Source organism: Hymenobacter sp. 102 (assembly GCF_049949205.1).
Lineage (GTDB): Bacteria > Bacteroidota > Bacteroidia > Cytophagales > Hymenobacteraceae > Hymenobacter.
Map to the genome: position 1 here is coordinate 5,057,675 of NZ_CP188172.1, position 22,662 is coordinate 5,080,336.

Consider the following 22,662-nt stretch of genomic DNA (forward strand, 5'->3'; position numbering starts at 1 on the left):
AGCAGTGCCGGGGCAAATCCCAATGGGTAATGGAGAGGCCGCGCTGACCACTGGTCCTAGCCAGGCGGTCGTTGCTTTCCCTGTTGGGTACCATACGTAGTCAAACCGCGACAATGTTTACACGCAAACGGCCGCACGGTTGCATAATTTCAAGCAACCTGGTCCTGACTACAGGCCGTCCCAGGAAACGCTAAAACGAAAAACGCCCGACCTACTGGGGCCGGGCGTTTTACACGAGCGTGGGCAGCTTACTTGGCCGCGCAGCAGCTAGGGCTCCCGCCGTGCAGGCCGGAGTGCCGGCCTGGGCGCAGTTTTGCACCAGCGGGCAATCGGGGGTGCCCTTCAGTGGACAATCCGCCGCGGTCGGGGTTGGGCTGGTGAAGCCAAACAAGGCGCCGCCGGAGAGCAGCGCCGCGGCGCCGAACATCATCATCTTGCGTTTCATCGGTTCTGGTGGTTAAGATGGGCCCGCCGGGTACGGCCGTGGGGTAGTTCAAACAGCCACGGTCCGTACTCCGTGGGTGGCACTCATTAAAATGTCTAAGCCTTTTCAGCCTTGAAGCCGGCATCTTCTACGAGCGCCAGCACCTGCTCCTCGGTCACGTCGCCGGTCACGGTGAGCACCTTGTTGGGGTTGGCCGTGTCGACCTGCCAGGAGGCAATTGCCTTCTCGCCGTTGAGGGTGGGCGTTACGGCTTTGATGCAGCCGCCGCAGTTGATGTTGGTGTTGAATTGGAGCGTTTTCATGGGAGTAAATGCGTGGCGCCCGTGGTGGGCGGGTTCGGAATTAAAACACCCAAAAGTAGCGGCACGTGCCCGGGAAGGGGTACACAATTAGGCTTCAGGCTTGCATGATTTGTAGCAGCTAATCCCCCTTTGCCTGCCTGACACGTCGCACGCTAGCTTTAATGGTGGCCCATGCCCCCGCCGAGCAAGTGTTTGCCGATGACAAAGAGTAGGAGCAGCACCAGCCCGGCGATGAGCAAATAGCGGCCCCAGGGGGTGGGCATAGCAGTTGCGTGGCCCGCGGCCACGGCTTGGGCATGCGCCTGCTTTTGCAGCCGCCACTTACCAATGCGGCCCCAGGGCTTGTACACCGAAATGGCGGTGGCTGCCAGCAGCACGACCAGCGCGGCCGCGGCATCGGCCAGCAGCTGCAGGCGCAACCCGCGCAGGTCAGTTGCCGAGAGGTCGGCTTTGGCGGCTACCTCGGCCAGGTAGGCGATGGGCTGGATGTGCAGCAGCAACAGCAGCGTGGCCGCTACCGTGAGCACCAGCTTGACCAGCACCCAGTAATGCTTAAACAAGCCCCAGGGCGTGCCCAGCGCCTGCACCACGCCGGTGGCCAGCGCGGCCAGGCTGGAGGGCACAATAACAAACCAGCCGCTCAGCCCCATGGCCAGGTAGGCCGTGCGCACCAGCAACGCATCAGAACTGGTCAGGCCGGTGATGGCCAGGGCCAGGAACACGGCCACGGCGCCGAGCCAGCCCACCGAGAACGTGATGTGGGCGGTGAGCATGAACTTGCGCAGGGCGGGAGCCATTGTCATCAGCGAGGCAGTTGGGGCGGGTGAAGGACCCCGCAAAAGTAGGGGTGTCGCCCAGGCCCGGCGTACAGAATTAGGCCGCGAACCAGCATAATTAACACACCGGGGCCCACGAAAAAGCCAGCCCGTACGCGACGAGCTGGCTTCCCATGGTATCGAGGATATTTAAGCAGCAATGCCCTGGCGGCAGGCCTGCTCGCAGCGGCGGCAGGCCTCGGCGCACTGGCGGCAGTGCTCGGGTGAGCGCCGTGCTTCTCGCACTCGTCGGCGCAGGCCTTGCAGATTTCAGCGCACTCGCGTAGCAGATGGGCGGCGTGCTCCGAGCCGCGGGCAGTGAAGCGGGCGGTGAGGGCGCAGATGTCGGCACAGTCGCGGTCCAACAGCACGCAGCGGGCCATCATCTTCACATTGTCTTCCTGCAGGCAGGCCGTAGCACAATGCTCACAGGCGGCGATACAGGCATTGAGGGCGTCGAGCAGGCTTTGGTTTTGTGTATGCATGGGAAAGGGGTTAGGTGAACAAGTAAGGCAACCCAACCGGGTCGCTGCCTAAGTATACCTTCTCTGTGGCCCAAGGTTTTACATATTAGTCTTCTTCCCTTGCATGATTTGGCGCCTCATCCCCCACAACCGGCGCCATGTCAGCGCGCAGCAGGCGGCGATACGCGGAAGGCGAGCAGTGGGCCAAGCGCCGGAATTGGCCGGAGAAGTGCGCCAGGCTGGTGTAGCCCAGGTGCCGGGCAATTAGGCCCACGCTCAGGGAGGAAGAAAGCAGCAGCTCCTGCGCATAAGCCAGGCGCTGACTCAGGATGTAGGCCGCCAGCGTCTTATCGCCCACCAAGCGGGCAAAGGCCGCGCTCAGCTGCCCGTACGTCAGGTCCAGCTCACGGGCCACCGCCGCCCCGAATGCCCGGTGCCGCAGGCTTTCGCCGGGCTCGCGCAACAGGCGGTTCACGGCCACGCTGACCCGTTCCACCAAGGTCTGGTGAAAGGTTTCGAGCAGCGCAAACCGGGCTGCTTCCAGCGTGGCCCGCAGGCGGGGCCAGTCCAGGTCTTCCGGCTCTCCGGCGACCGTGGCGGCCCCCAGGCGCACGTCGAGCACCTGCAAGCCCAGCCCTTCCAGCTCCTGCCGAACCACCCGGATACCGCGCGCGCACACCATGTGCTTGATGTAAAGCACAGTGGTGGGCGAAGCAGAAGCGGAGCGATTAGGCATCAGCAAGCGAGGTTAAGGCAGGTAAATGCCGCGCTGCCAGCATTCGGTGTAGTCCAGCACCATGTGCAGCAGGAAGCCCACGGCCCAGATGCGCGTGCGGGCGGGTAGCAGCAGTAGCACGTAGCCGCCGATGGCCCAGTAGGTGTGAAAGGTGTGGAAGTTGATGCTGCAGCGGCCCGGGTCGTAGAAGGGGGTGGCCCAGAGGTGGTCCAGGTCGAGCAGCAGGGCACTGGCCAGCACCAGCCACACCCGCCGCCAGTGGGGGCGGTGAAAGGCCAGGGCGTAGAGCCCTGGCACCGTGATATGCAGAAAGGCGTGCAGCATCGCCTAGCGGGTGGGCAGCACCGGATTCATATCCGAAGGCGGGGTGAGCGGCTGCGCGTCGAGTTCCTGCGGGTGGTCATCCAACCCCGTTTCCTGGTGGGAAGCGAAGTACTGCGCCAGCGCTTTTTCGCCCACCAGCCAGAAGACCACGGGCGTCACGATGATGTCGAGGAACGTGGAAGAAAGCAAACCGCCGAGAATGACGGTGGCCACCGGGTAGAGGATTTCTTTGCCCGGCGCGTCCTTGGCCAGGGTAAGCGGCACCAGGGCCAGCGCGGCTACCAGGGCCGTCATCAGCACCGGCACCAAGCGTTCGAGTGAACCGCGGATAATCATGGGGATGCCGAACTTCTCGCCCTCGTGCTCCACGAGGTGGATGTAGTGCGAAATCATCATGATGCCGTTGCGCGAGGCAATGCCGGTAAGCGTGATAAAGCCCACCAGCGAGGCAATGCTGAACGTGCCGCCCGTGAGCAGCACCGCCACCACCGAGCCGATGAGGGCCAAGGGGATGTTGAGCATAATCTGCCCTACCATGTAGCTGGACTTAAAGTGCGAGAACAGCACCAGGAAGATGCCGGCCAGCGAAAACAGGCTCAACCAGAGAATCTTCTGCGAGGCCGACTGCTGGCTTTCAAACTGGCCGCCGTAGGTGAGGTAATACCCGGGGGGCAGCTTCACCTGCGAATTCACCTTCGCTTGAATCTCCTTGACCGTCGAGCCCAAATCACGCTCGGCTACGTTCAGGGAGATGGTGATGCGGCGTTGGGTATTCTCGTGGTTCACGGTGTTGGGGCCCGGCTCGTAGAGCACTTCTGCCACCTGGCTTAGGGGAACCATGGCGCCCGAGGGCGTTTCGACGCGGGTCTGGCCGATGGCGGCGATGTCGTTGCGCTCGGCTTCGGGCAGCTTCACCACCAAGTCAAAGCGCTTCTGCCCGTCGAGCATCTGCGAGACGACGGCGCCCTGGAAGAGCGTTTCCAAATCGCGCACCACCTCGCCGCGCTCCATGCCGTAGGCGCGCAGGGCCTCGTCGCGGGGCCGGATAAGCAGCTGGGGAATCTGCACCTGCTTTTCTACCTGCAAATCGACCACACCGGGCACCGTGCTGGCGGCAGCGCGCACCTCATTGGCGTAGCGGCGCAACTCCAGCAAATCGTTGCCGAAAACCTTGATGGCCACTTGGGCGCGCACCCCGCTCAGCAAGTGGTCGAGGCGGTGGGAGATGGGCTGGCCGATGTTGACGTTCACGCCCGTAATCAGGCTGAGCTTCTCCCGCATGTCGGCCAGAATCTCGTCGCGGCTGCGCATGGTTTTGCCTTCCTTCTCCAACTCCTCTTCCGTTTTGAAGGCCACTTCGATTTCCGAGTTGTTCACCGACTCGGCGTGCTCGTCCAATTCGGCGCGGCCGGTGCGGCGGGCGGTATAGGCCACTTCCGGAATCTTAAGCATCTGCTGCTCGCCCAGCGTGCCCAGGCGGTTCGACTCGGCCAGCGAGGTGCCGGCGGGCGCCGAGAAGTTGACCGTGAGCGAGCCTTCGTTGAAGGGCGGCAGAAACTCGGTGCCGAAGAACGGAATCAGCGCCATGGCCGCCACGAACAGCGCCCCGGTTACCCCAAGGATGGCCTTGGGATGCTGCAGGCCCCAACCCAACAGGCGAGTATCTTTTTTCTTAAGCCAGCGCACCAGGCCCCCGTCGGTTTCGGGGTGGTCCATCTGCTTCATTTTGGGCAGCAGGTAGTAGCAGAGCACCGGCGTGACGGTGAGCGACACGAACAGCGAGGCCACAATGCTGGTGATGTAGGCAATGCCCAGCGGCGCAAAAATGCGGCCTTCCATGCCTTCCAGGGCAAACAGCGGCAGGAACACCAGCACCACGATGATGGTGGCGTACACAATGGAGTTGCGTACTTCGGAGCTGGCCTTGTAAATAACCTTGAGCACCGGCTGCGGGTGCGGCAGCTGCTTGTTTTCGCGCAGGCGCCGGTAGACGTTTTCCACGTCCACGATGGCGTCGTCGACCAATTCGCCGATGGCAATGGCCAGGCCGCCGAGGGTCATGGTGTTGATGCTGATGCCGGCAAAGCGAAACACCAGCGCCGTGACCAGCAGCGAGAGCGGAATGGCCACCAAAGAAATAAACGTGGTGCGTACGTTCAGCAGAAAGGCAAACAGGATGATAACCACCAGAATGGCCCCGTCGCGCAAGGCTTCCTCGACGTTGGTAATCGAGGACTCGATAAACTCCGACTGCTTGAACAAGCGCGTGTTCACCTGCACGTCCTTGGGCAAAGAAGGCTTCAGCTCCACCAGGGCTTTTTCCACGGCTGCTGTCAGGCCCACCGTGGCCGCGCCGGGCTGCTTCTCGATGCTCAGAATCACGGCGGGCCGGCCGTTCACGCTGCCGTCGCCCCGCTTGAAGCGGGCCCCGAACTCCACCTTGGCCACGTCGGCCACCCGGATGGGAGACTGCTCGCGGTAGCCGACAATGATGTTTTCGATGTCGGCCACCGAGCGCAGCCGGCCCAGGTTGCGGATGAGCACCTCCGAGCCGTTGCGGTCAATGAAGTTGCCCGTCGTGTTCAGGTTGGACTGGCGCAGGGCTTCCTCCACCTGGTTTACCGTCAGGCCCGTGGCATTGAGCCGGGGCATATCGAGCAGGACTTGGTACTGCAAATTGTCGCCGCCGATGGGAATGACCTGGGCCACGCCGGGAATGCTGAGCAGGCGCTGCCGCACGGTGTAGTTGGCCAGCGTGCGCAAATCGGCGGCGTTGGTCTGTTTGCCGCCCGACAAGCCCACCAGCATAATCTGGCCCATGACCGAGGAAATGGGGCCCAGCACCGGCGTAATGCCCTGGGGCAGCTGCTCGCCCGTGGTCTGCAGCTTCTCGCTCACAATCTGGCGGGCCGTGAAAATGTCGGTGCCGTAGTCGAACTCCACGAACACCATGCCCAGGCCAATGGCCGAGTTGGAGCGCACGGCCGACACGCCGGTGGCCCCGTTCAGGGCCGTTTCCACGGGCAGCGTCACCAGGGCCTCCACCTCCTCGGGGGCCATGCCGGGCGCTTCCAGGAACACGGTCACGCGCGGGCGGTCGAGGTCGGGCAACACGTCCACCGGCAGCTGGCTGGCGGTGTAGGAACCGGCAATGATGAGGCCCATGGCGAAGGCCAGCATCAGCAGCCGGTTCTGCAGGGCAAAGCGAATTATCTTATCAAGCATGGGGTATTAGCGCAAAGTGGAAGGAGCCTCAAGGGCGACTTCGGTGTAGTCCGGCCGGTGGGCCAGTGGGTCGGACAGGGCACGCCCTGTGCGTCTTATTTCTTGACCCGGGGCGTGCGGGCCGAGGTGTGGGTGCTCATGATTTGCCACTGGCCGGCGGCGTTTTTGCGCAGCACCGACGTGGCCACCCCGCGGCGCACGATGGGCGCCTTGGCCTCTTTCTCCTTGGGGTCCTTCTTGAGGTTAATGGTGTAGGTGTAGGTTTCCGTCGCAAAAGCATAAGGACCGTCTACCTGCACGGCGGCTTTGTAGTCGCTGAAGGTGAAGGCGCTAAACTCCTTGAGCTCCGGGGCCAGGTGGTGCTCGGCGTAGTGCCGGTAGGAGCCTTCCACCCCGCCCGACTCGAACACCTGGGAGTTGGCCGTGAAGAGGCGGTGCGTGCCCGTGGTATCGAGCTTTTGCACGGCCTGCTGGTACTTGCTCAGCACCGCCCGCACGGCCACCTCATCGGCGGAACCAGCCGCGGCAGTTGTCTGGGCTTGCGCCGTGGCGGCGGCAAAGGGAAGCGTGGCAGACAGCACCGCGAGAGCAAAAAGATTTTTCATGGGGAGGGAGAAAGAAGCCACCGCGGAGCGGGACTTATTGGTTGAGGTAAATGGATTTGAGCTGGTAGGTGCCGGTGGTGACCACCCGGTCGTTTTCGTTGATTTCGCCCTGCACCAGCACGGTCTGCTGGCCGTTGACGGCGCCGGGCTGCACGTAGCGAATCTTGAACCGCTCGGGCTCGGTGTGCACAAACACCACGGGCTTGCCATTCAGATCGGTGATGGCCGAGGTGGGCACCACCAGCTGGGGCTTGCCCCCGCCGGTCTGGCCCACGACCTGCACGTTCACGGCCTGGCCGGCGCGGTAGGCGCTGCCCTGCTGGGCGTCGAGCTCCAGCACCAGCTGACGGGCTTGGTTGACCGGGTTCACCACGTTGCTGAACACCACCAGGCGGGCGGGCACGCCGGCCTGGCCCTGCAGGCCTTCCACCCGGAACACGGCCCCGGGCGTGACTTTGTCCAGATCCTGGGCAAACACCTGGGCTTCGACGCGCAGCTTGCCGGGGTTGATGACGCGAAACAGCTCGTCGCCCTGGTTGACTTGTTGACCGACAGCGAGATTAAACACGTCCACGGTGCCGCTCACGGGCGAGGTGATGCTCACGCGGCGCTGCTGGGCCTGGCCGTTGTAGATGCTGGCGTTCTGGCGGGCCTGGCGCAGGCGCAGCTCGGCGGCCACCACGTCCTTGCGGGCGGCGATGTCGGCGATGCTCTGCAGGCGGGCGTAGTCCTGCTGGGCGGCGCGCAGCTCGGCCTGGGCGTTGGCCCGCTCGGTGCTGAGCCCGATTTGCTGGGTGGCGTCCAGCGTTTGCTCGATGACGGCCAGGGTCTGCCCGGCCCGCACCGTTTTGCCCACCTGCGCGGCGAGGCTCACGATGCGCCCGGTTTGGGGCACCACGATGCGGCCCTCGCCCCCGGCCGCGGCCGACACCGTGCCGTAGAGCGTGGCCCGGCTGTAGGTGGTGGAAAAGGCGGCCAGGTTGGTGCGCACCTGAAACAGGAACTGGCTTTCCTTGGGCAGCAGTACCTCGTCGGAAAGGGCCACGCCGGTGCTGGCTTTGGCCGTGCCACCGTGGTCTTCGCCACCGTGGGCCTGCACCAAACCCGGTGGAGGGAGCAGCACCGTCAGGACCAGTCCCGCGGCGGCCGTAGCGGCCAGGATTTTATGCTTGGTTTTCATATCGGGGTAGCATTAAGGGAAGGGGGTGCGGCGGCTGGCGGTCAACGCCTGCTCGGAAGTCTGGGGCACGGGCTCGGGACGGCGGCGGCGCATGAGCAGGGCCGTGAGTACGATGCCGAGCACAAAGGCCCCGGCCAAGGCCAGGATGGTTTTCCAGGAGGAAAAAAGCCCGGTTGCCTCCGCGTGGGGAGCCGCGGCGACGGGCAGCTTCTCTCCTACTTTGATGCCTTCGAGCAAGAGCAAATCGGCTTTCTCACCCGCCACGATGTTGAGGGCGAAGCTGTAAGCCTTGTTGGCCGGAAACTGGCCTTCGACGAGGTACACGCCCGGCTCCTGCTCTTTCACGGCCCATTTCAGGTTGGCATCTTCCGGGTTGGTGAGCGTGAGCTTGGCGCCCTTGATCGGGGCGTTGGTGGCGTAGTCGGAGAGGAACAGGCGCAAATCGGCGGGCTTACCCCCTTCCAGGGGCTCGTAGCGCAGCAAGGCCTCGAACTGTTCCGAGAGCGCGGCCACGGAAAAGGACGTGGCGCCCGCGGCCGTGCCGGCCTTGGGCCCGTCGCCGTGGTCCTCGCCCCCGTGGGCGTAGGCCGTGCCGCTCAGCACAAGCAGGCCCAGGAGCAAAATCAGGAGTTGTTTCATGTTATTCACCCCGCAGGTAGTTAAGTTCGATGAGGGCCTGGCGGTAGTCCCGAATGGTCGTCAGGTAGGTATTCTGGATGGCAAAGGCCTGGTTCAGGCTCAGGATGAGCTGCAGGTAGCTTACTTCGCCGGCCCGAAACAGGCGCTGCGACTGGCTGATGATGGCCCGCGACTGCGGCAGCCCGGTTTGCTCGTAGTAGCCCAGCGAGGCCGAGAACTTGCGCGTGTCGGCCAGGGCCTGCTGGTACTGACTACTCAACTCCAGGCGCTGGGCCTGCAGCTGGTAGCCGGCGGCCTGGGAGCGGGCCGTGGCCGCCTGCAGCTGGGAGCGGTAGGTCCAGAACCAGATGGGCACCGACAGGCCGAATTGAAAGCGGTATTTCAAGGCTGAATTCTCAAATGCCTGGTTCTGGTAGCCCACCGTGAGGGCCGGGGTGCGCCGGGCCCGGACCAGGCTGATGCCTGACTGGCTCAGGGCTACGTTTTGGGCAGCGGCGGCCAGCGTGGGGCTGCGCACCAGGGCCGTGCTGTCCTCGGTGGGCAGGCCCGCGAGCAGCGCAGTGCCCGTTTGGGCCAGCTCCGCGCCGGTGCGGCCCAGGTCGGTGCTGGTGGCCAAGGCTTCGCTGGGGCGGCCCAGCAGCAAGGCCAGGCGGCGCTGGGCGGCCTGCCGGTCGGCGGTGGCTTGCTGCAGCAGCACGGTCACCTGCCGGGCTTCGGCGTCGGTGCTGATGCGCTGCAGCGAGGTGACTTCGCCGGCCGTAAACAGGCGCTCGGTGGCCAGGCGCAGCACTCGAAACAAGCTGTCCTGGTAGGTGAGCTGCCGCACCTGGGCCTCAGCAAATTGCAGGGTCAGGTACGCCAGGCGGGTGTCGCGCAGCACGCTGGCCCGGCTCACGTCGCGGTTGCGCTCGGCCAGGGTAATGCCGGCCTGCGCCACGCGCCGCTGCTGGCGGTAGACGTTGGGCAGGTCGATGGTTTGCACCACGCCCGGGGCCCACATCTCGCCGGTAGGGGCCGAGAACAGAAAGTCCGGGTTGGCGGGCGCAAACGAGCCCCGCTTGAGGGCGCGCTGCTCCTCAATTTCCTGGGTTGACTGCCGCAGCCGGGGGTGCCGGCGCAGGGTCTGGGCTTCGGCGCTGTCCAGGCTGATGATGGTTTGGGCGCGCGCAGCTTCGAAACCTAATCCCAGCAAAAGGGCCAGAACCAGCAGGAAACGCACGCCACTTCTCAATTTCAGATACTTCATATAATCAGGTTAGAGCGAGCCAGCGGGCCGCCTACCGTTGCAGCGGCAGACGACCCGGACGAAGCGGGTCCGGACGCCCGGCGTCCGAAAAGCAGGCGACGTCTATGACTTTTTCACCAGGGCCATGCCGCACTTCGGGCAGCTGCCGGGCTTGTCGCTGGCCGAGCCTTCGCAGTTCATGGGGCAGGTGTAGGCGGCGGCCGTGGCCTTGCTGGCTTTGGCCGCCGCGTCGAGCTTTTCAAAGCGGGCGCTGAGCGAGCTGCCGTTGGCTTTCAGGCTCACGATGGCCGTGCGCAGGGTAGTGCCGGCGGGCACGGCGGCCACGAAATGGTCGCCGGTGGGCGTCAGCTTCACGCTGGTGGTTTTGCCCGCCGTGCTCAGCAGCATGGCCGTGCCGGTGGAACGGTCCAGGGGCATGGTTTTCTCGTTGGCGTCGAGCAGGTACACGTGCACCTCCCCGGCTTGCTGCACCAGTTCGAGGTGGTACTTGCCGGCCGTGCGGACCGTTCCGCCGTGGGGGGATTTGTGGGCGTGGGTTTCGCCGGCGGCTTTGTGGCCGTGGGCAGCGGTGCCGGGCTTGTGGCTGTGCTGGGCGGCAACGTTGAGCGGGGCGGCGAGCAACAGGGCGGCGGCGAGAATTTGCGAAATCTTCATGGGGAGGGGGATGTGAGTGGTTGGAATGGGGTAGCCGGTGGGCTACATTTTGTCGGCGTTCTTATTGTGCCAGTCCTTGAAGGCAGCTATTTCCTTCTCCTGGGCGTCGATTATCTGCTGAGCCATTTGCTTGAGCTTGGTGTCCTTGCCGTGGGCCAGCTCGGCCTTGGCCATGTCCACGGCGCTCTGGTGGTGCATGGTCATGAGCATGTTGAAGTTCATGTCCGGGTCTGCCACGCTTTTTGGCATCGGCATCATGGCGTCCATCGAGGCCTTCATCTTGCTGGTGAAGGGGTCGGTGGGGTCGTTGGGCTTGTAATTGGTCGGGGCATTGTCGAGGCGGGTGGCCGCGGCTTCCAGCTCGGCGATTTCCTTTTGCTGGTCGGCTTTGATTTTCTCGGCCATCTGGCGCATGGTGGCGTCTTTGCCGTCGCGCAGCTGAATGTCGGCCATGACAACCGCGCCCTTGTGGTGCTCCAGCATGTGGTGGGCGAAGTCGTGGTCGGTGTTGCCCTTGGGCTTGCTGGCGTGCATCTTCTGCATCATCTCGTTCATGGCCACCAGTTGGGGCGAGTCGCCGGCCGCGGCGCTGCCCGTAGCCCCGGCGGAGTGGTCCATGCCGGCCATGTCACCGGAGGCGGTGCCCTCGGCGGTGGTCGTTTCGGTGGTGGTAGCCGTCGAATCGGCGGCCTTGTCGCTGTTGCAGCTGGCAACCAGCAGGGAGCCCGAGCAGAGGGCTGCGAGGAAAAAAGCGGACTTTTTCATGGGTGTGGTTGGGTTAGTTGAAGAAAGAGAGGGGCAAGCCGGAAGGGAGCCAGCCCCCACGCTAGGCCTTCACGTTGATGGTGAAGTCACCGGTGTGAATCTTACCGGCGTGGTTAAACTGGAGGAACACGCGGTAGAGGCCGGGCTTTTCGAAGTTGGTGTTGAAGCCGATGTTCGGGCCCTTGTCGGCCTGGTCGTTGGGATGCACGTGCAGGTACTGCTCGGTGTCCTCGCTGATGACCACCACGTGGCCCAGCGCGCCGAGGTAGTTGGCGAGGTCCATCACCGGCTGGCCGTCCTTGCTGATGTTGATTTTCATACCCAGCAGCTGGCCCACTTTCAGGTCTTTGTCGAAGGCGAGGGTGGCCTTATAGCCGTCCTTCTCCCACTGCATGTCGTCGTTCTTGAACTTGACCGGCGCATACGCCGTGCCCTTCACGGTGAGGGGCTGGCGGCCGAGCTGGTGGCCTGAGCCGGTAGGCGTATAGTCCTGAAACAGCACGTAGTCGCCGCCCTTGGGGAAGGTGTACTTCACCTTGTAGTCGCCCTCAGCCGTGTACTCGGGGTGCTCGTGGTAGAACTGGCCCAGGTCCTTGCTGACGATGATGAGGTGAATCTTCTTCTCGTGCACCACGTCCAGGGGCACGGGAGCCGAGCCCTTGCCCGTTTCCACCGGCGTGAAGGCCAGCGTGGTGGGCTGCCCGGCCGTCACCTGCGTGGGCGTGGGCACCAGCTTCATTTCGTAAGTTTTGCCGTTGGCCACCTTGTCGTTGTGCTCCAGGTTCATGCCGCACTTGGGGCACTTGTCGCCCTCTTTGGTGCTGGTCACCTCGGGGTGCATGGGGCAGGCGTAGGTGTGGCCCCCGCCGTGCTCGGCGGTGCCTTCGGCCGGGCCGTTGGTGGGCGTGGTGACGGTGTCGGTGGTTTTGCTGGACTCGGTTTCGGACGAGCAGCTGCTGGCGGTGAGCAGGCCAGCCAAAGCCAGCAGGGAAAGCGGTATGCGGTACATAAAAGGGGAATGGGGTTAAACTGATGGGGAGACTATATCCAGTAGTCCGGGGCGCTGCTGCCGGACGGCTAGGCCTGCCACTGCTGCCAGAGCACGAAGCCCAGCCCGGCAGCTACCGCGGCGTAGAGCAGGTAGGACAGCAGGCGGCGAACCGGGCCTTGGGGGGCGGGTGCGCCGGCTTCTTCGCAACAACTTTTCATTGTCAGGCGAGGGTAAAACCAGGAAGATGAAGGAGGGAGGGGGCAGCTAAGCGCCGGGCGGACACGACAATGCAAAGGCCCGCCCCGGACATAGCAGAGCTATGCCAGGGCGAGCCTTGGGCGCGTCAAATCAATCAGACCGTCAGGGACTGAATAAAGATGCGGATATCGGGTATTTTGGGGGGCAGGTGCTCGCGGAGCACCAGAACGACCGAGTGGGTGCGGTCCCACTGCCCGGCAGCGGGCCGGAAAAAGAAGTCGCTGCTGGCCGGCAACAAGGCCGGCGCGGGTGTCATCAGCTGCTTTTCAGCCGGCGTGGTGAGGGACTTAAGGATAGCAGCCGAGTTGTCCTTGCAGCAGTCATCCTTGCCCACGGGCTTGGAGTTGTGCTGGGCATGGTCCTGCTTGGTCTTGGTGGGTTGCTGCTTTGCCGTGGCTTTGTCGTGACCGTGGCAGCCGGGATGCGTAGTCTTCTCTACGGCAATGACTTTCGCCACCGGCGCGGGTGCGGCCAGCACCGGGTTCAGGGTGGCGCAGTAGCACTGGCCCACGAACACGTTGACGAAGACGAGCAGGAAGCTCGTCGCCAGCAAACGGCGGAAGGGGAACAGGCTACGGAACATGACAGGCGCTAAGCAACCGCAAAAGTAGACTTCTCCACGAAAAGGCGGTACCGCTTATCTACCCCATTTCTAAATAAAGAGTTTCCGGGCCGTTCCTGTGGGTGGCCGCTTAACCTGCGAAAAAGGACCGCAAATGGCCACCAGGCTGTTTTAGGCGGCAGTCAGGGAAAAAAGCCCCCGGCAAGCAGCGCAAAATTATGCAAGCCTTCGGCCGGATTATGTAAATCCCTTGCCCACCTGCAACGTGCAAATTATGCAAGTTTCGGGTGAGATTCCGTACTAACCCCGCCGCAGGGGCGCCGTTCCTTTGTACTGTACTTTCTAGCCTAGGGAGCCTTGGGTTTCCCGGCCCAATGCAGCACTACAGCTGCTTATTTTTTATGGAACCAACGACCAAAACCGAAACCCTCGACATTGAAGGCATGACCTGCGCCTCGTGCGCGTCCTTCGTTGAGAAGTCCCTGACCCGCACGCCCGGGGTGCAGCGGGCCATGGTCAACTTCGCTACCGAAAAAGCGACGATTGAATACCTGCCCGCCCAGGCCACCCCGGCCACCTTAAAAGAGGCCGTGGTCAACGCCGGCTACGGCGTAACCGAGCGCGCGCCAGACACCAGCGCCGCCGACCGGCAAGCGGAAATTGACCAGCAAAAGGCCCTCGCTTACGTCAAGCTCAAGCGCCGCTTCTGGGTAGCCACGGTGCTGGCCATTATCATCATGCCCCTGAGCATGCTCATGCTCTGGCCCGCGATGATGGCCCGCGTGAATATGCACTGGCTGAACTACGGCCTCTTGGTGCTGACCCTGCCGGTGCTGCTTTACAGTGGGCGCGAATTCTTTACCTCGGCCTGGAACGGCTTCAAGCACCGCGCCGCCAACATGGACACGCTGATTGCCGTGGGCACCGGGGCTGCCTTTCTGTACAGCCTGGCGGCCACCGTGGTGCCGGGCTGGTTTATGCGCCGGGGCCTCATGCCCGAGGTGTACTATGATACCACGGCCACCATCATTGCCCTGATTCTGCTGGGCAAAGTGCTGGAGCTGCGGGCCAAGACGCAAACGTCGGCCGCTATCAAGGCGCTGATGGGCTTGCAGGCCAAAACGGCCCGGGTGGTGCGGCCCGACGGCCAGGAGGTGGACGTGCCCATCGAGCAGGTGCAGCTGGGCGACCTCGTCGTGGTGCGCCCCGGCGAGAAGGTAGCTACCGACGGCGTTATTGAAGAAGGCCGCTCGGCCGTGGACGAGGCCATGCTCACGGGCGAAAGCCTGCCGGTGGAAAAGAAGACCGGGGACCCGGTATTCGGCGCCACGCTCAACAAGACGGGCTCTTTCCGCTTCCGGGTGACCAAGGTGGGGGCTGATACCATGCTCTCGCAGATTGTGAAGCTGGTGGAAGACGCCCAGGGCAGCCGTGCCCCCATCCAGCGGCTGGCCGATAAGGTCAGCGCCATCTTCGTGCCCACCGTGGTGGTCATCGCCATCCTCACGTTCGTGCTCTGGTTTGACCTGGCCCCCGTGGAAGCCCGCCTGCCGCTGGCCTTGGTCAACTTCGTGGCCGTGCTCATCATTGCTTGTCCTTGTGCTTTAGGTTTGGCCACGCCCACGGCTATCATGGTCAGCACCGGCAAGGGCGCCGAGCACGGCGTGCTGATTCGCAACGCCGAGGCCCTGGAAAAAGCCCACCAGGTAAATACCGTGCTGCTCGACAAGACCGGCACCATCACCCGCGGCGAACCGGCCGTGACGGACTTTGTGCCCGCCGAGGGACAGGACGCGGCCCAACTGCTGCAGGTAGTGGCCGCCGTGGAGCGGCAGAGCGAGCACCCGCTGGCCGAAGCCGTGGTGCGCTACGCCGATGCCCAGCAGGCCCCGGCCATTCCGGCCACCGGTTTTCAGGCCATCGAGGGCAAAGGAGCGCAGGCATCGGTGAACGGGCAGGCCGTGCTCATCGGCAACTTCCGCCTGCTGGATGAGGCGGGTATCAGCCTTTCGCCGGCTGTGCGCCGGCAGGCCGATGAGTTGCTGGCCCAGGCCAAGACCGTACTGTATGTCGCCGTTGACCAGCAGGCCGTGGGCCTCGTCGGCGTGGCCGACACCGTGCGCGAGACGTCGGCCGCCGCCATCAAGCGGCTGCAGGCCATGGGCATCGAGGTGGTGATGATGACGGGCGACAACCCCCAGACGGCGGCCCAGGTAGCCGCGCAGGTGGGCATCATGCGCTACTTCGCCGAGGTGCTGCCCAGTGGTAAGGCCGGCAAAGTCAAGGAGCTGCAGGCCGAAGGGCGCATCGTGGCTATGGTCGGCGACGGCATCAACGACGCGCCGGCCCTGGCCCAGGCCGACATCGGTTTGGCCATGGGCGGCGGCACTGACGTGGCCATGGAAGCGGCGGGCATCACGCTCATGCGCTCGGATTTGCAGGGCGTGGTCACGGCCATTGAGCTCTCGCGCCAGACCATCCGCACTATTAAGCAAAACCTGTTTTTCGCCTTCATCTACAACACGCTGGGCATTCCGGTGGCGGCGGGGCTGCTCTACCCCTTCTTCGGCATTTTGCTCTCGCCCATGCTCGCGGCCGGGGCCATGGCCCTGAGCTCGGTGTCGGTGCTCACCAACTCGCTGCGGCTGCGCAGCTTCTCCCCCGCTAAGAACTAAGCCATGGATACCGCCGAAATCATCGTGACGCTGACGGGCCTGGCCCTATCGGCTTTTGTTATCTGGTACTTCTTCTTTTCCGCCCGCCAGACGGCTGCGGCCGTTTCTACCTCCAGCGGGGTGCAGGAAGTGGACATCACCGTCAAGGGCGGCTATTCGCCCGACGTCATCGAAGTGGAGCGCGGCAAGCCCGTGCAGCTGAGCTTTTACCGGGACGAGGAGAACAGCTGCTCGGAGGAACTGCTCATGCCCGACTTCAGCATCCGCCGCGACCTGCCGGCTTTCAAGACGACGCTGGTGGAGCTGCTGCCCCAGCAGGCCGGTACCTTTACGTTTACCTGCGGCATGGGCATGCTGCGCGGTAGCCTGGTCGTAAAATAGATGCCGCTCATGAACTCCCAACTCCGCTCCGGCTTCACGCTGCCTGCCCCCGGCACCCACCGGCTGCTGATTAAGAACATGGTCTGCCCCCAGTGCATCCGGGTGGTGACGGAAGACCTGACGGCCCTGGGTTTGCAGGTGCAGCGCGTGGTGCTGGGCGAGGCCGACGTGACCACTGCCGATGGTCAGGCGCCGGACCTGGAGCCCGTGCGCGCCAGCCTGCTGGCAGCGGGCTTTGCCCTGCTCGAAGACCCGCGGGCCCAACTCGTGGAGCAGATTAAAACCCTGCTGGTGACGCTCATTCATTATCCCGAGCCGGGCCCCCGCCTGCTCACCTACTCGGATTACCTGGTTCAGCACCTGGGGCGCGACTACCATTACCTATCGCACCTGTTCTCCTCCGAGGAAGGCCTGACCATTGAGAAGTTCATCATCCGCCAGAAGGTGGAGCGCGCCAAGGAGCTCATCGGCTACGGCGAGCTGACCATTGCCCAGGTGGCGGGGCAGCTGGGCTACAGCTCCCCGGCCCACCTCTCGCGGCAGTTTGGGCAGGTGACGGGCCTGACGCCCTCGGAATTTCAACGGCTCGGACCCGCCAGCCATGCCCGGCGCAGCCTGGACTCGCTGCTGTAGCCGCGGAAATTATGCAAGCAAAAAGGCCAACGGTGTAAAAACCGGGCGGGTAGCCCGGGCGTTTATATTGTTCACCACCAGACCCCACCGACCGTGCGCATGAACCGCTTATTCCGTTTGCCTATTTTGTCTCTGCTAGTGCTGGTTTCCTTGTTTTCGGCCTGCAAAGACCATGACATGGACGACATGAAGCACGACACTCCGCTGATGAAAATCATGATGGACATGATGACGCAGATGGACGCGCAGGCCAAGACCCAGGACCCCGACCACGACTTTGCCGCCCAGATGGTGCTACACCACGACGCGGCCATCAAGATGAGCGAGGAAGAACTTCGCGCGGGCAGCAACCAGGAGATGAAAACCATCGCCCAGGACGTCATCACCAAGCAACGCGCCGAAATCACGCAGTTCAACTCGTTCCTGAGCAGCCACCAGCCCACGCAGCCGCTGGTACCGCAGTTCAACCAAATCCAGAAAACCAACATGGACCGCATGATGGCCGCGAGCAACGCGCGCACCATGACCATGCGCACCGACGTGGACTACGCCCAGATGATGATTGACCACCACCAGGCGGCCATCGACAACTCGGAGGCGTTGCTCCAGCACGGCCGCAACGCCACGATGCGCCAGTTGGCGCAGGCCATCATCGCCGACCAGCGCCAGGAGATTGGCGTCCTGCAGAACTGGCTCACGCGCAACCGCTAGGTCTTGGCTTAGCCACAAAAAAGGCAGCTCTCGCGGAGCTGCCTTTTTGCTTTTAGGGTACGGTGGGTGGCCAAGAGCACTATCCGGCGGCCTGAGTCCGCTACCGGCCGAGGTGGCCACCGTCGCCCGCTACGTGGCCCTAACAACCCCCATGCTCGCACTACCTGCTTTCCGCCTCATTCTAGTCTTGGCAACCGGTGTGGTCTTAGCCGGTTGCCGGTCATCGGCTGTCGTCCCCAAGTTTTCGGCCGCCCCCCGGGTACCACCACCCGCCACAGGCCCAGCACGGTGATACAGCGGCAGTCACCCCCGCCCGGGAGCAGCCCACTACCCAGCAGGGGCGGGTAAAGGCAGAAGAGCGCGCTACGTCTTCCGGCACGCGGGACCGCGTGGCCAAGAAGAAGAAACCGGCAGTCGGGCCGGGCAGCAGGCAGGCCAAAGCAACGCCCGCAGATACCGCAAGCAGCGCCATCCGGCCGATGGCCCCGCCCGGGCCCGGCCAGTTTGCCTCCCCCAAGCTCTTCAGCGCCCAAACGCTGGTCCATTATGGCCTGCACTTTGTTTTTCCGCTCGTGTTGGCGCTGGTGTTTTTTCCCTTGGTGTGGCAGACTGCTTACCTGGTTATGTTGGCCACAATGGCCATTGACCTGGACCACCTGCTGGCAAAACCCATCTTCGACCCGTTGCGCTGCAGCGTGGGGTACCATCCGTTGCACTCCTTTCATATCATACCGGTGTATGCGCTGCTGCTCCTGTGGCCGGCAACGCAAATTGTCGCTGTCGGCTTGCTTTTCCACATGTTCACGGATACGGTGGACTGCTTGTGGAACTTCAGCCACTGCCAGGACTGCTACCGGAACTCCCGTATTCGTCGCTTGTACAACGGGGTGCGGAAGCTGCTGGGCCTTGAGGTGGTCGAGTAAGCTGGGACGAGACGGGAGATTGAGCGGGCTGTTGCCTAAGTGGCCCGATTCAGAATTGTCGCTAGAACCTTCCCGAGCGACTAATGCTTTTTAACAGCTGATTCTGCAGCAGCTGGTCCCGGTAAGCGCCTTCCACCGCCTGTCGTGCCGGCCCGGGCTTGCCCGCTTCGTGAATCAGCCGGTCAGCTTCCTGGCGCAGCTGCAGGGCTTTTACCATGTTGTCGTTGGCCTGCCCCATGGCGCGCAGGCGCTCGGCCTCGGTCATGGAATAGCGGCCCGGGTTCTTCAACGTGGCCATGAGCTCCACGCTTTGGGCAGTCATCTCGTCGGCAATCTTCTGGTAGTTGAAGGCCGTTTCGACGTTCTTTTTCTTGAGCACTTCCTCGTAGGCGTATGCCGAAGCGAAGGCTTCTTCCCGCATGTTCTTATAGTCACGGTAGGTAAAGGACTGGGCCCCGTTGCGGCCGATATCCAGCCCGGAAAAGGCTTGGTATACCGTTTCAACGTCCTGCTCAGTGCGACCCTGCAGCGCCTGGCGCAGGCGCCGGGCCTTGTTCACCGGCGGCATGTAGTCGGGCTGCGAGCTGGTGTTCATGGCCATGCCCCGGCCAAACAGCTCCAAGGGGTTGGCGTAGCGCAAATCCTTCACCGATGCTACTTTGCGCAGGTCGGCCTGAATCTGCCGCTGCAGCTCCAGCCCCTCGGAAGTTAACTGCTTTACCTGACCCGTGATGTCGCGAGTGACACCGGCAATCTGCCGGGCGTCCTTGATGACCTGGTAGTTCTTGACGGTCTCGACCCATTGCTTGAGCTGCTTGGCAAACTGGCCGATGTGGATGCCCATGTGCGGCGGGTCGTTGACGACCATCTGAGCCGAAGCGAAGTAGGAAGTGGTGCCGGCCAGAACGGCCAGGACCACAACAAACAGTCCCTTTTTCATGGCTGAAGAGCTAAAGTAAGGTTTAATTGCTGGCCGTCGGCGCGCCGGCATCCGTCGCGCCCGTGGTGATGAGCACGGGGTAGCCATCGGGCAGACGCACGTCGCGCAGCTTCTGGCGGGGTGTCGATGCCCGGCCCACCATCGCGGCCGCCACCCGGCCCCCCACGCCCACTACCGAATTAGCAGCCGAGGCCGAGCGGTCAATGGCCATGCCCACTTCCTGGGCACCGATGGAGCGGGCATCGTTGAGGGGATTGTCAGCCGCGGGCAGCGGCTGGCGCTTCTGCGGGTCAATCATCAACCCCGGCAGGTAATGGTAGTCGTAGATGTCGGCGGTTACCCGGGTAGGGCCCAGCCGGGAGATGCGGATGGCCACATGGTTGGTCTCGACGCTGGCCACGCCGGCAAATACCAGGTTCTTAGGAAAGGTCTGCCCGCTGATAACGGCATCCTCGACGAGGCGCAACAGCACGACGGAACCAGTCCGAATCTTCTGCTCCCCGTTGATAACGGCCTTGTAGAAAATGTCCGGCAGCAGCTGCGCCTGATTATCGGGGGCATACCGGAAATAGCCGGCTTTAATAGTGCCAAAGGCATCGTAGCCCGAAGCGTTGTTTGCCGCGGCACCAGACGCCCCGCTGGCCCGGAGGGCAGCCCGCCGGTCGAAATAGCGGCGCCCGGTCATCTGCTCGTACGAGGCGCGGGAGGCGGCAGGGGCTGCGTCGAGCATGTCCAGCACGTCGTCGTTTTGCTCGTAGGGCACCCCGTCGGGCGCCGTGCGGGGCCGGGCCGCAGCCCGCAAACGCCGACGCGGGTCGACACTGGCACTGCTACCCCGGTAGCTGGCCTGCACCACCGGGATGCGCACGGCCCGGTAGGCACCGGTCTGCGCATCCACTGCTGTTACTTCCGTGGAATCAGGGGGCGGTAGCGCCGCCCGGTTGGCTGCGGCCCGGGCCTGACGCTCCGCGGCGGCCAAGGCCGTGCGGCGGCGCAAAGCGGCTTGCCCCACCGTATCGACCGCCATGCCGCCGGCCAATTGGTCCGGGGAGGGAACGGTGCCCAGGGTCTGCACGCCGGCCTGTCGCGCAGCCGCCTGCTTTTGCTCCAGCACGTCCGTGGGCGCCGGGGCCGCTTCGGGCGTGGCGGGCGCAATCGTGGGCTCCAAATTTTGAGAGGTAGCCGCCACGGGGCTGGCCTGCTGCGCTACTTCCTGGGAAAGGGAGCGGGCGTAGAAAAACAGCGTCACCGCCGTCAGCATGCCGATGCCCACGAGCAGGGGCAGCCAGTGCCGGCGGGCCAGCTCCCCTATCGAGGGGCGGGGCGTAGCGGAAGTAGCAGGGGCAGAAGCAGAGCCGGAGGCCGGTTGCGGTTCGGTACTGGGGTTGTCGCCGGCAGGATACACCGGCTGCATGTTGTGCTCGGACATGAGAGGAAAGGATTAAATGGCGGCCGCCGTGTTGATGACTTTGCTGGGGACTTTGAGCACCAGCACCCGGGCCCCGAACTTCTCGCGCAAGGTGATTTCAAGGTGGCCCCGGTCGGTGGCCGCATACAGCGGCACGGCGTAAAGCAGGTAGCCCGTAGCCCGGGCCGGGATGGTCTGGCTTTCGGCCCCGCCGGCGGGCGCCAGGGGCCGCCGGGCCTCGTTCTTCTTCTTGCCCAGAAACTTCTTGCGCGAGTTTTCCACCAGCTCGAAGTCGGTAAAATCCACCGCGTAGTCGATGGTGGTGGTATTGCGCAGCTTCAGGCGCAGGTAGGTGAAGTCTTTGTCGTTGCGCACGTTGGCCAGCGAAAGCACCAGGTCGTTATCGGCCGTGCGTAGCCCGCTGGAATCGGCGTGCTTGGCGGTGGCCAGCTTAGCCAGGCGCGCCTCGGCCAGCTCGCGCTTGTCGTGGCCCTGGTTCAGGGCCAGCGCGTCATCCACGCCGGCGCCGTTGCGGGCCTTGCCGCCGGCGCTCACGCCCAGGGCGCCGCCGTCCTGAAAGTCGTAGAGCTGCAGCACCGGCCGGTGGGTGTACACCAGGTGCCCCATCCAGTAGCGCGAGCCGTAGCGCACCAGAATGGGCGTGGGCGGCGGGTTGCGGCGCCTGGCCCGCACGAACACGGCGTTGCTTTCAATCTTGACCAGGTAGTGCGGCGCCTGGCCCACGTCGACCAGCGACACCGGCCCCGGAAAGACCAGGTACGTGGTGGAGGAGTCGGAAACGGCGATTTCCAGCTGCATTTTCGGCGCTACGTTGGCCGGATGCGGGGTTTGCACGCCGGCAGGACGCGTGGCAGTCGAAGCAAGGGTCTGCGCTTGCGACAGGCCGGGTAAAAGCGCCAGCAGCGCGCAGGAAGCAAAGGAGAAGGGGAAACGCATAAGAAGGGGATAGAGGTAGCTTACTGGGCAGGTTGAGCGGCGGGGGCAGGCGTCGTGGGGGCGGGTTGCGGCAGGGGCACGCCGGCGGCTTCGGCTTCTTCGCGCAGCTTGCGCTGCCGGGCCTGCTCCTGGTCGCGCAGCTGGTCTTTCTCTTCCTGCGAGACAGGCGGGTTGTAGGCGATGAAGTCGAAGTCGGTAATGAGCAGCCCGAAGGGGTTGGCATCCGAGCGGTCGGTTTCGACGAGGGCAAACTTGGCGCCCAGGGGCTTGCTCTGGCTTTGCTGGTCGCCGATGAACACCGTCTGCTTGATGTAGGCGCGGCCGGTGATGGGTCGGTGGTTCATGTCCAGGTGGATGCTGTCCACGGTCACGGCCTGGCGGGCGCCGTAGCGGATGTAGTTCTGCAGCACCTGCCCGCGCTGGAAGCTCTCAAACAGAAAACGCCCGCCGCGCTCTTCAATCAGGGGCAGGCCCGCATCGAGGTTGTGCTTGAAGGAGTACTGGTCGTGGCCGAACATGGTCAGCAGGAAGGTCTTGACCAGGTTGCGGGCCTCGAAGGGCGTGTGCCCCGCGCCGCGGCCAATCTGGGCCGAGAAGGAGCCGGTGTCACTCACCACGTACACGCGCTGGCCTGTGGATTCGTAGGCGCGGTAGAGCAGCGCACCGGAGGCCACTGTCACCACCCCCAGCAGGGCGAGGGCAGCCAGCGCCATCGTGCGCATGGTGATAAACGTCTTGTTCAGGTCTTGGACTGAGTTCATAGGTAAGTCGAAGAAGTTGGAGGATGAAAGGGGCTGAGTCAACCGGGACTTTTTGCCCCAAT

General features: G+C 63.8%; 25 protein-coding genes. 5 read left to right on the forward strand and 20 right to left on the reverse strand.

Features of this window, described 5'->3' with window-relative positions; translation table 11 throughout:
- Positions 1–229: 229 nt before the first annotated feature.
- From ACN19L_RS22055 to ACN19L_RS22130, 16 genes are all read right to left on the reverse strand, one after another.
- Entirely contained in the window at positions 230–445 is a 216-nt protein-coding gene (locus tag ACN19L_RS22055) for a hypothetical protein (RefSeq protein WP_426491481.1), read from the reverse strand.
- A gap of 95 nt (positions 446–540) precedes the next feature.
- On the reverse strand, positions 541–747 hold the full coding sequence (locus ACN19L_RS22060) for a heavy-metal-associated domain-containing protein (protein WP_111480615.1): 207 nt from the start codon (positions 745–747) through the stop codon (positions 541–543).
- A 158-nt stretch (positions 748–905) separates the two neighbouring features.
- Complete coding sequence (locus ACN19L_RS22065; protein WP_426491482.1) at positions 906–1,550, reverse strand: hypothetical protein; 645 nt, start codon at positions 1,548–1,550, stop codon at positions 906–908.
- The gene (locus ACN19L_RS22070) at positions 1,550–2,047 is read right to left on the reverse strand and encodes a four-helix bundle copper-binding protein (protein ID WP_426491483.1); all 498 of its coding nucleotides are present in this window, start codon (positions 2,045–2,047) and stop codon (positions 1,550–1,552) included. Before ACN19L_RS22070 ends, ACN19L_RS22065 begins: the two co-directional genes overlap by 1 nt.
- An 85-nt stretch (positions 2,048–2,132) precedes the next feature.
- Entirely contained in the window at positions 2,133–2,762 is a 630-nt protein-coding gene (locus tag ACN19L_RS22075) for a helix-turn-helix domain-containing protein (RefSeq protein WP_426491484.1), read from the reverse strand.
- A gap of 12 nt (positions 2,763–2,774) precedes the next feature.
- Positions 2,775–3,086 carry a DUF6122 family protein gene (locus ACN19L_RS22080; protein WP_111480612.1) on the reverse strand — a complete coding sequence of 104 codons (312 nt, stop codon included), beginning with the start codon at positions 3,084–3,086 and terminating at the stop codon, positions 2,775–2,777.
- 3 nt (positions 3,087–3,089) lie between these two features.
- A complete protein-coding gene (locus ACN19L_RS22085) occupies positions 3,090–6,311 on the reverse strand; it encodes an efflux RND transporter permease subunit (protein ID WP_426491485.1) in 3,222 nt (1,073 codons plus the stop codon).
- A gap of 95 nt (positions 6,312–6,406) precedes the next feature.
- The gene (locus ACN19L_RS22090; protein WP_190786139.1) at positions 6,407–6,916 is read right to left on the reverse strand and encodes a YybH family protein; all 510 of its coding nucleotides are present in this window, start codon (positions 6,914–6,916) and stop codon (positions 6,407–6,409) included.
- 34 nt (positions 6,917–6,950) lie between these two features.
- Positions 6,951–8,096 (reverse strand): efflux RND transporter periplasmic adaptor subunit, encoded by a 1,146-nt coding sequence (locus ACN19L_RS22095; protein ID WP_426491486.1) that lies wholly within the window; start codon positions 8,094–8,096, stop codon positions 6,951–6,953.
- Between the two features lie 12 nt (positions 8,097–8,108).
- Positions 8,109–8,735, reverse strand: coding sequence for a hypothetical protein (locus ACN19L_RS22100; RefSeq protein ID WP_426491487.1), 627 nt, complete (start codon positions 8,733–8,735; stop codon positions 8,109–8,111).
- A 1-nt stretch (position 8,736) separates the two neighbouring features.
- The gene (locus ACN19L_RS22105) at positions 8,737–9,981 is read right to left on the reverse strand and encodes a TolC family protein (RefSeq protein WP_426491488.1); all 1,245 of its coding nucleotides are present in this window, start codon (positions 9,979–9,981) and stop codon (positions 8,737–8,739) included.
- A gap of 102 nt (positions 9,982–10,083) precedes the next feature.
- Entirely contained in the window at positions 10,084–10,635 is a 552-nt protein-coding gene (locus ACN19L_RS22110; RefSeq protein WP_426491489.1) for a heavy metal-binding domain-containing protein, read from the reverse strand.
- A 42-nt stretch (positions 10,636–10,677) separates the two neighbouring features.
- Positions 10,678–11,400 carry a DUF305 domain-containing protein gene (locus ACN19L_RS22115; protein WP_215139133.1) on the reverse strand — a complete coding sequence of 241 codons (723 nt, stop codon included), beginning with the start codon at positions 11,398–11,400 and terminating at the stop codon, positions 10,678–10,680.
- Positions 11,401–11,461: 61 nt separating this feature from the next.
- Positions 11,462–12,409 carry a heavy metal-binding domain-containing protein gene (locus ACN19L_RS22120; RefSeq protein ID WP_426491490.1) on the reverse strand — a complete coding sequence of 316 codons (948 nt, stop codon included), beginning with the start codon at positions 12,407–12,409 and terminating at the stop codon, positions 11,462–11,464.
- Positions 12,410–12,477: 68 nt separating this feature from the next.
- Positions 12,478–12,609 (reverse strand): hypothetical protein, encoded by a 132-nt coding sequence (locus ACN19L_RS22125; protein ID WP_262898883.1) that lies wholly within the window; start codon positions 12,607–12,609, stop codon positions 12,478–12,480.
- Positions 12,610–12,743: 134 nt separating this feature from the next.
- Positions 12,744–13,232 (reverse strand): hypothetical protein, encoded by a 489-nt coding sequence (locus ACN19L_RS22130; RefSeq protein ID WP_426491491.1) that lies wholly within the window; start codon positions 13,230–13,232, stop codon positions 12,744–12,746.
- 380 nt (positions 13,233–13,612) lie between these two features.
- Between ACN19L_RS22130 and ACN19L_RS22135 the strand changes: the two genes are divergently transcribed.
- The 5 genes from ACN19L_RS22135 to ACN19L_RS22155 all read left to right on the forward strand — a co-directional run bounded on the left by ACN19L_RS22135 (position 13,613) and on the right by ACN19L_RS22155 (position 18,534).
- On the forward strand, positions 13,613–15,886 hold the full coding sequence (locus ACN19L_RS22135) for a heavy metal translocating P-type ATPase (RefSeq protein WP_426491492.1): 2,274 nt from the start codon (positions 13,613–13,615) through the stop codon (positions 15,884–15,886).
- A 3-nt stretch (positions 15,887–15,889) separates the two neighbouring features.
- Entirely contained in the window at positions 15,890–16,267 is a 378-nt protein-coding gene (locus ACN19L_RS22140; RefSeq protein ID WP_215139129.1) for a cupredoxin domain-containing protein, read from the forward strand.
- 9 nt (positions 16,268–16,276) lie between these two features.
- Complete coding sequence (locus ACN19L_RS22145; protein ID WP_190786147.1) at positions 16,277–16,900, forward strand: helix-turn-helix domain-containing protein; 624 nt, start codon at positions 16,277–16,279, stop codon at positions 16,898–16,900.
- A gap of 117 nt (positions 16,901–17,017) precedes the next feature.
- Positions 17,018–17,611 carry a DUF305 domain-containing protein gene (locus tag ACN19L_RS22150; RefSeq protein ID WP_426491493.1) on the forward strand — a complete coding sequence of 198 codons (594 nt, stop codon included), beginning with the start codon at positions 17,018–17,020 and terminating at the stop codon, positions 17,609–17,611.
- Positions 17,612–18,000: 389 nt separating this feature from the next.
- Positions 18,001–18,534, forward strand: coding sequence for a DUF6122 family protein (locus ACN19L_RS22155; RefSeq protein ID WP_426491494.1), 534 nt, complete (start codon positions 18,001–18,003; stop codon positions 18,532–18,534).
- Positions 18,535–18,595: 61 nt separating this feature from the next.
- On the opposite strand, the gene ACN19L_RS22160 is transcribed toward ACN19L_RS22155, so the two are convergent.
- Genes ACN19L_RS22160 through ACN19L_RS22175 form a run of 4 tightly spaced genes read right to left on the reverse strand, consistent with a single transcriptional unit; the run spans position 18,596 to position 22,600 of the window.
- The gene (locus ACN19L_RS22160; protein WP_190786149.1) at positions 18,596–19,474 is read right to left on the reverse strand and encodes a hypothetical protein; all 879 of its coding nucleotides are present in this window, start codon (positions 19,472–19,474) and stop codon (positions 18,596–18,598) included.
- Positions 19,475–19,496: 22 nt separating this feature from the next.
- Positions 19,497–20,903, reverse strand: a complete 1,407-nt coding sequence (traM, locus tag ACN19L_RS22165; RefSeq protein ID WP_190786150.1) for a conjugative transposon protein TraM — start codon at positions 20,901–20,903, stop codon at positions 19,497–19,499.
- Positions 20,904–20,915: 12 nt separating this feature from the next.
- Positions 20,916–21,839 carry a DUF4138 domain-containing protein gene (locus ACN19L_RS22170; protein ID WP_190786151.1) on the reverse strand — a complete coding sequence of 308 codons (924 nt, stop codon included), beginning with the start codon at positions 21,837–21,839 and terminating at the stop codon, positions 20,916–20,918.
- A gap of 20 nt (positions 21,840–21,859) precedes the next feature.
- A complete protein-coding gene (locus ACN19L_RS22175; protein WP_190786152.1) occupies positions 21,860–22,600 on the reverse strand; it encodes a conjugal transfer protein TraK in 741 nt (246 codons plus the stop codon).
- Between the last annotated feature and the right edge of the window lie 62 nt (positions 22,601–22,662).

What these genes read in the sequence shown, in the direction of transcription:
- ACN19L_RS22055 (WP_426491481.1), bottom strand. Translation starts at nt 445, where the DNA reads ATGAAACGCAAGATGATGATGTTCGGCGCCGCGGCGCTGCTCTCCGGC.
- ACN19L_RS22060 (WP_111480615.1), bottom strand. Translation starts at nt 747, where the DNA reads ATGAAAACGCTCCAATTCAACACCAACATCAACTGCGGCGGCTGCATC.
- ACN19L_RS22065 (WP_426491482.1), bottom strand. Translation starts at nt 1,550, where the DNA reads ATGACAATGGCTCCCGCCCTGCGCAAGTTCATGCTCACCGCCCACATC.
- ACN19L_RS22070 (WP_426491483.1), bottom strand. Translation starts at nt 2,047, where the DNA reads ATGCATACACAAAACCAAAGCCTGCTCGACGCCCTCAATGCCTGTATC.
- ACN19L_RS22075 (WP_426491484.1), bottom strand. Translation starts at nt 2,762, where the DNA reads ATGCCTAATCGCTCCGCTTCTGCTTCGCCCACCACTGTGCTTTACATC.
- ACN19L_RS22080 (WP_111480612.1), bottom strand. Translation starts at nt 3,086, where the DNA reads ATGCTGCACGCCTTTCTGCATATCACGGTGCCAGGGCTCTACGCCCTG.
- ACN19L_RS22085 (WP_426491485.1), bottom strand. Translation starts at nt 6,311, where the DNA reads ATGCTTGATAAGATAATTCGCTTTGCCCTGCAGAACCGGCTGCTGATG.
- ACN19L_RS22090 (WP_190786139.1), bottom strand. Translation starts at nt 6,916, where the DNA reads ATGAAAAATCTTTTTGCTCTCGCGGTGCTGTCTGCCACGCTTCCCTTT.
- ACN19L_RS22095 (WP_426491486.1), bottom strand. Translation starts at nt 8,096, where the DNA reads ATGAAAACCAAGCATAAAATCCTGGCCGCTACGGCCGCCGCGGGACTG.
- ACN19L_RS22100 (WP_426491487.1), bottom strand. Translation starts at nt 8,735, where the DNA reads ATGAAACAACTCCTGATTTTGCTCCTGGGCCTGCTTGTGCTGAGCGGC.
- ACN19L_RS22105 (WP_426491488.1), bottom strand. Translation starts at nt 9,981, where the DNA reads ATGAAGTATCTGAAATTGAGAAGTGGCGTGCGTTTCCTGCTGGTTCTG.
- ACN19L_RS22110 (WP_426491489.1), bottom strand. Translation starts at nt 10,635, where the DNA reads ATGAAGATTTCGCAAATTCTCGCCGCCGCCCTGTTGCTCGCCGCCCCG.
- ACN19L_RS22115 (WP_215139133.1), bottom strand. Translation starts at nt 11,400, where the DNA reads ATGAAAAAGTCCGCTTTTTTCCTCGCAGCCCTCTGCTCGGGCTCCCTG.
- ACN19L_RS22120 (WP_426491490.1), bottom strand. Translation starts at nt 12,409, where the DNA reads ATGTACCGCATACCGCTTTCCCTGCTGGCTTTGGCTGGCCTGCTCACC.
- ACN19L_RS22125 (WP_262898883.1), bottom strand. Translation starts at nt 12,609, where the DNA reads ATGAAAAGTTGTTGCGAAGAAGCCGGCGCACCCGCCCCCCAAGGCCCG.
- ACN19L_RS22130 (WP_426491491.1), bottom strand. Translation starts at nt 13,232, where the DNA reads ATGTTCCGTAGCCTGTTCCCCTTCCGCCGTTTGCTGGCGACGAGCTTC.
- ACN19L_RS22135 (WP_426491492.1), top strand. Translation starts at nt 13,613, where the DNA reads ATGGAACCAACGACCAAAACCGAAACCCTCGACATTGAAGGCATGACC.
- ACN19L_RS22140 (WP_215139129.1), top strand. Translation starts at nt 15,890, where the DNA reads ATGGATACCGCCGAAATCATCGTGACGCTGACGGGCCTGGCCCTATCG.
- ACN19L_RS22145 (WP_190786147.1), top strand. Translation starts at nt 16,277, where the DNA reads ATGAACTCCCAACTCCGCTCCGGCTTCACGCTGCCTGCCCCCGGCACC.
- ACN19L_RS22160 (WP_190786149.1), bottom strand. Translation starts at nt 19,474, where the DNA reads ATGAAAAAGGGACTGTTTGTTGTGGTCCTGGCCGTTCTGGCCGGCACC.
- traM (WP_190786150.1), bottom strand. Translation starts at nt 20,903, where the DNA reads ATGTCCGAGCACAACATGCAGCCGGTGTATCCTGCCGGCGACAACCCC.
- ACN19L_RS22170 (WP_190786151.1), bottom strand. Translation starts at nt 21,839, where the DNA reads ATGCGTTTCCCCTTCTCCTTTGCTTCCTGCGCGCTGCTGGCGCTTTTA.
- ACN19L_RS22175 (WP_190786152.1), bottom strand. Translation starts at nt 22,600, where the DNA reads ATGAACTCAGTCCAAGACCTGAACAAGACGTTTATCACCATGCGCACG.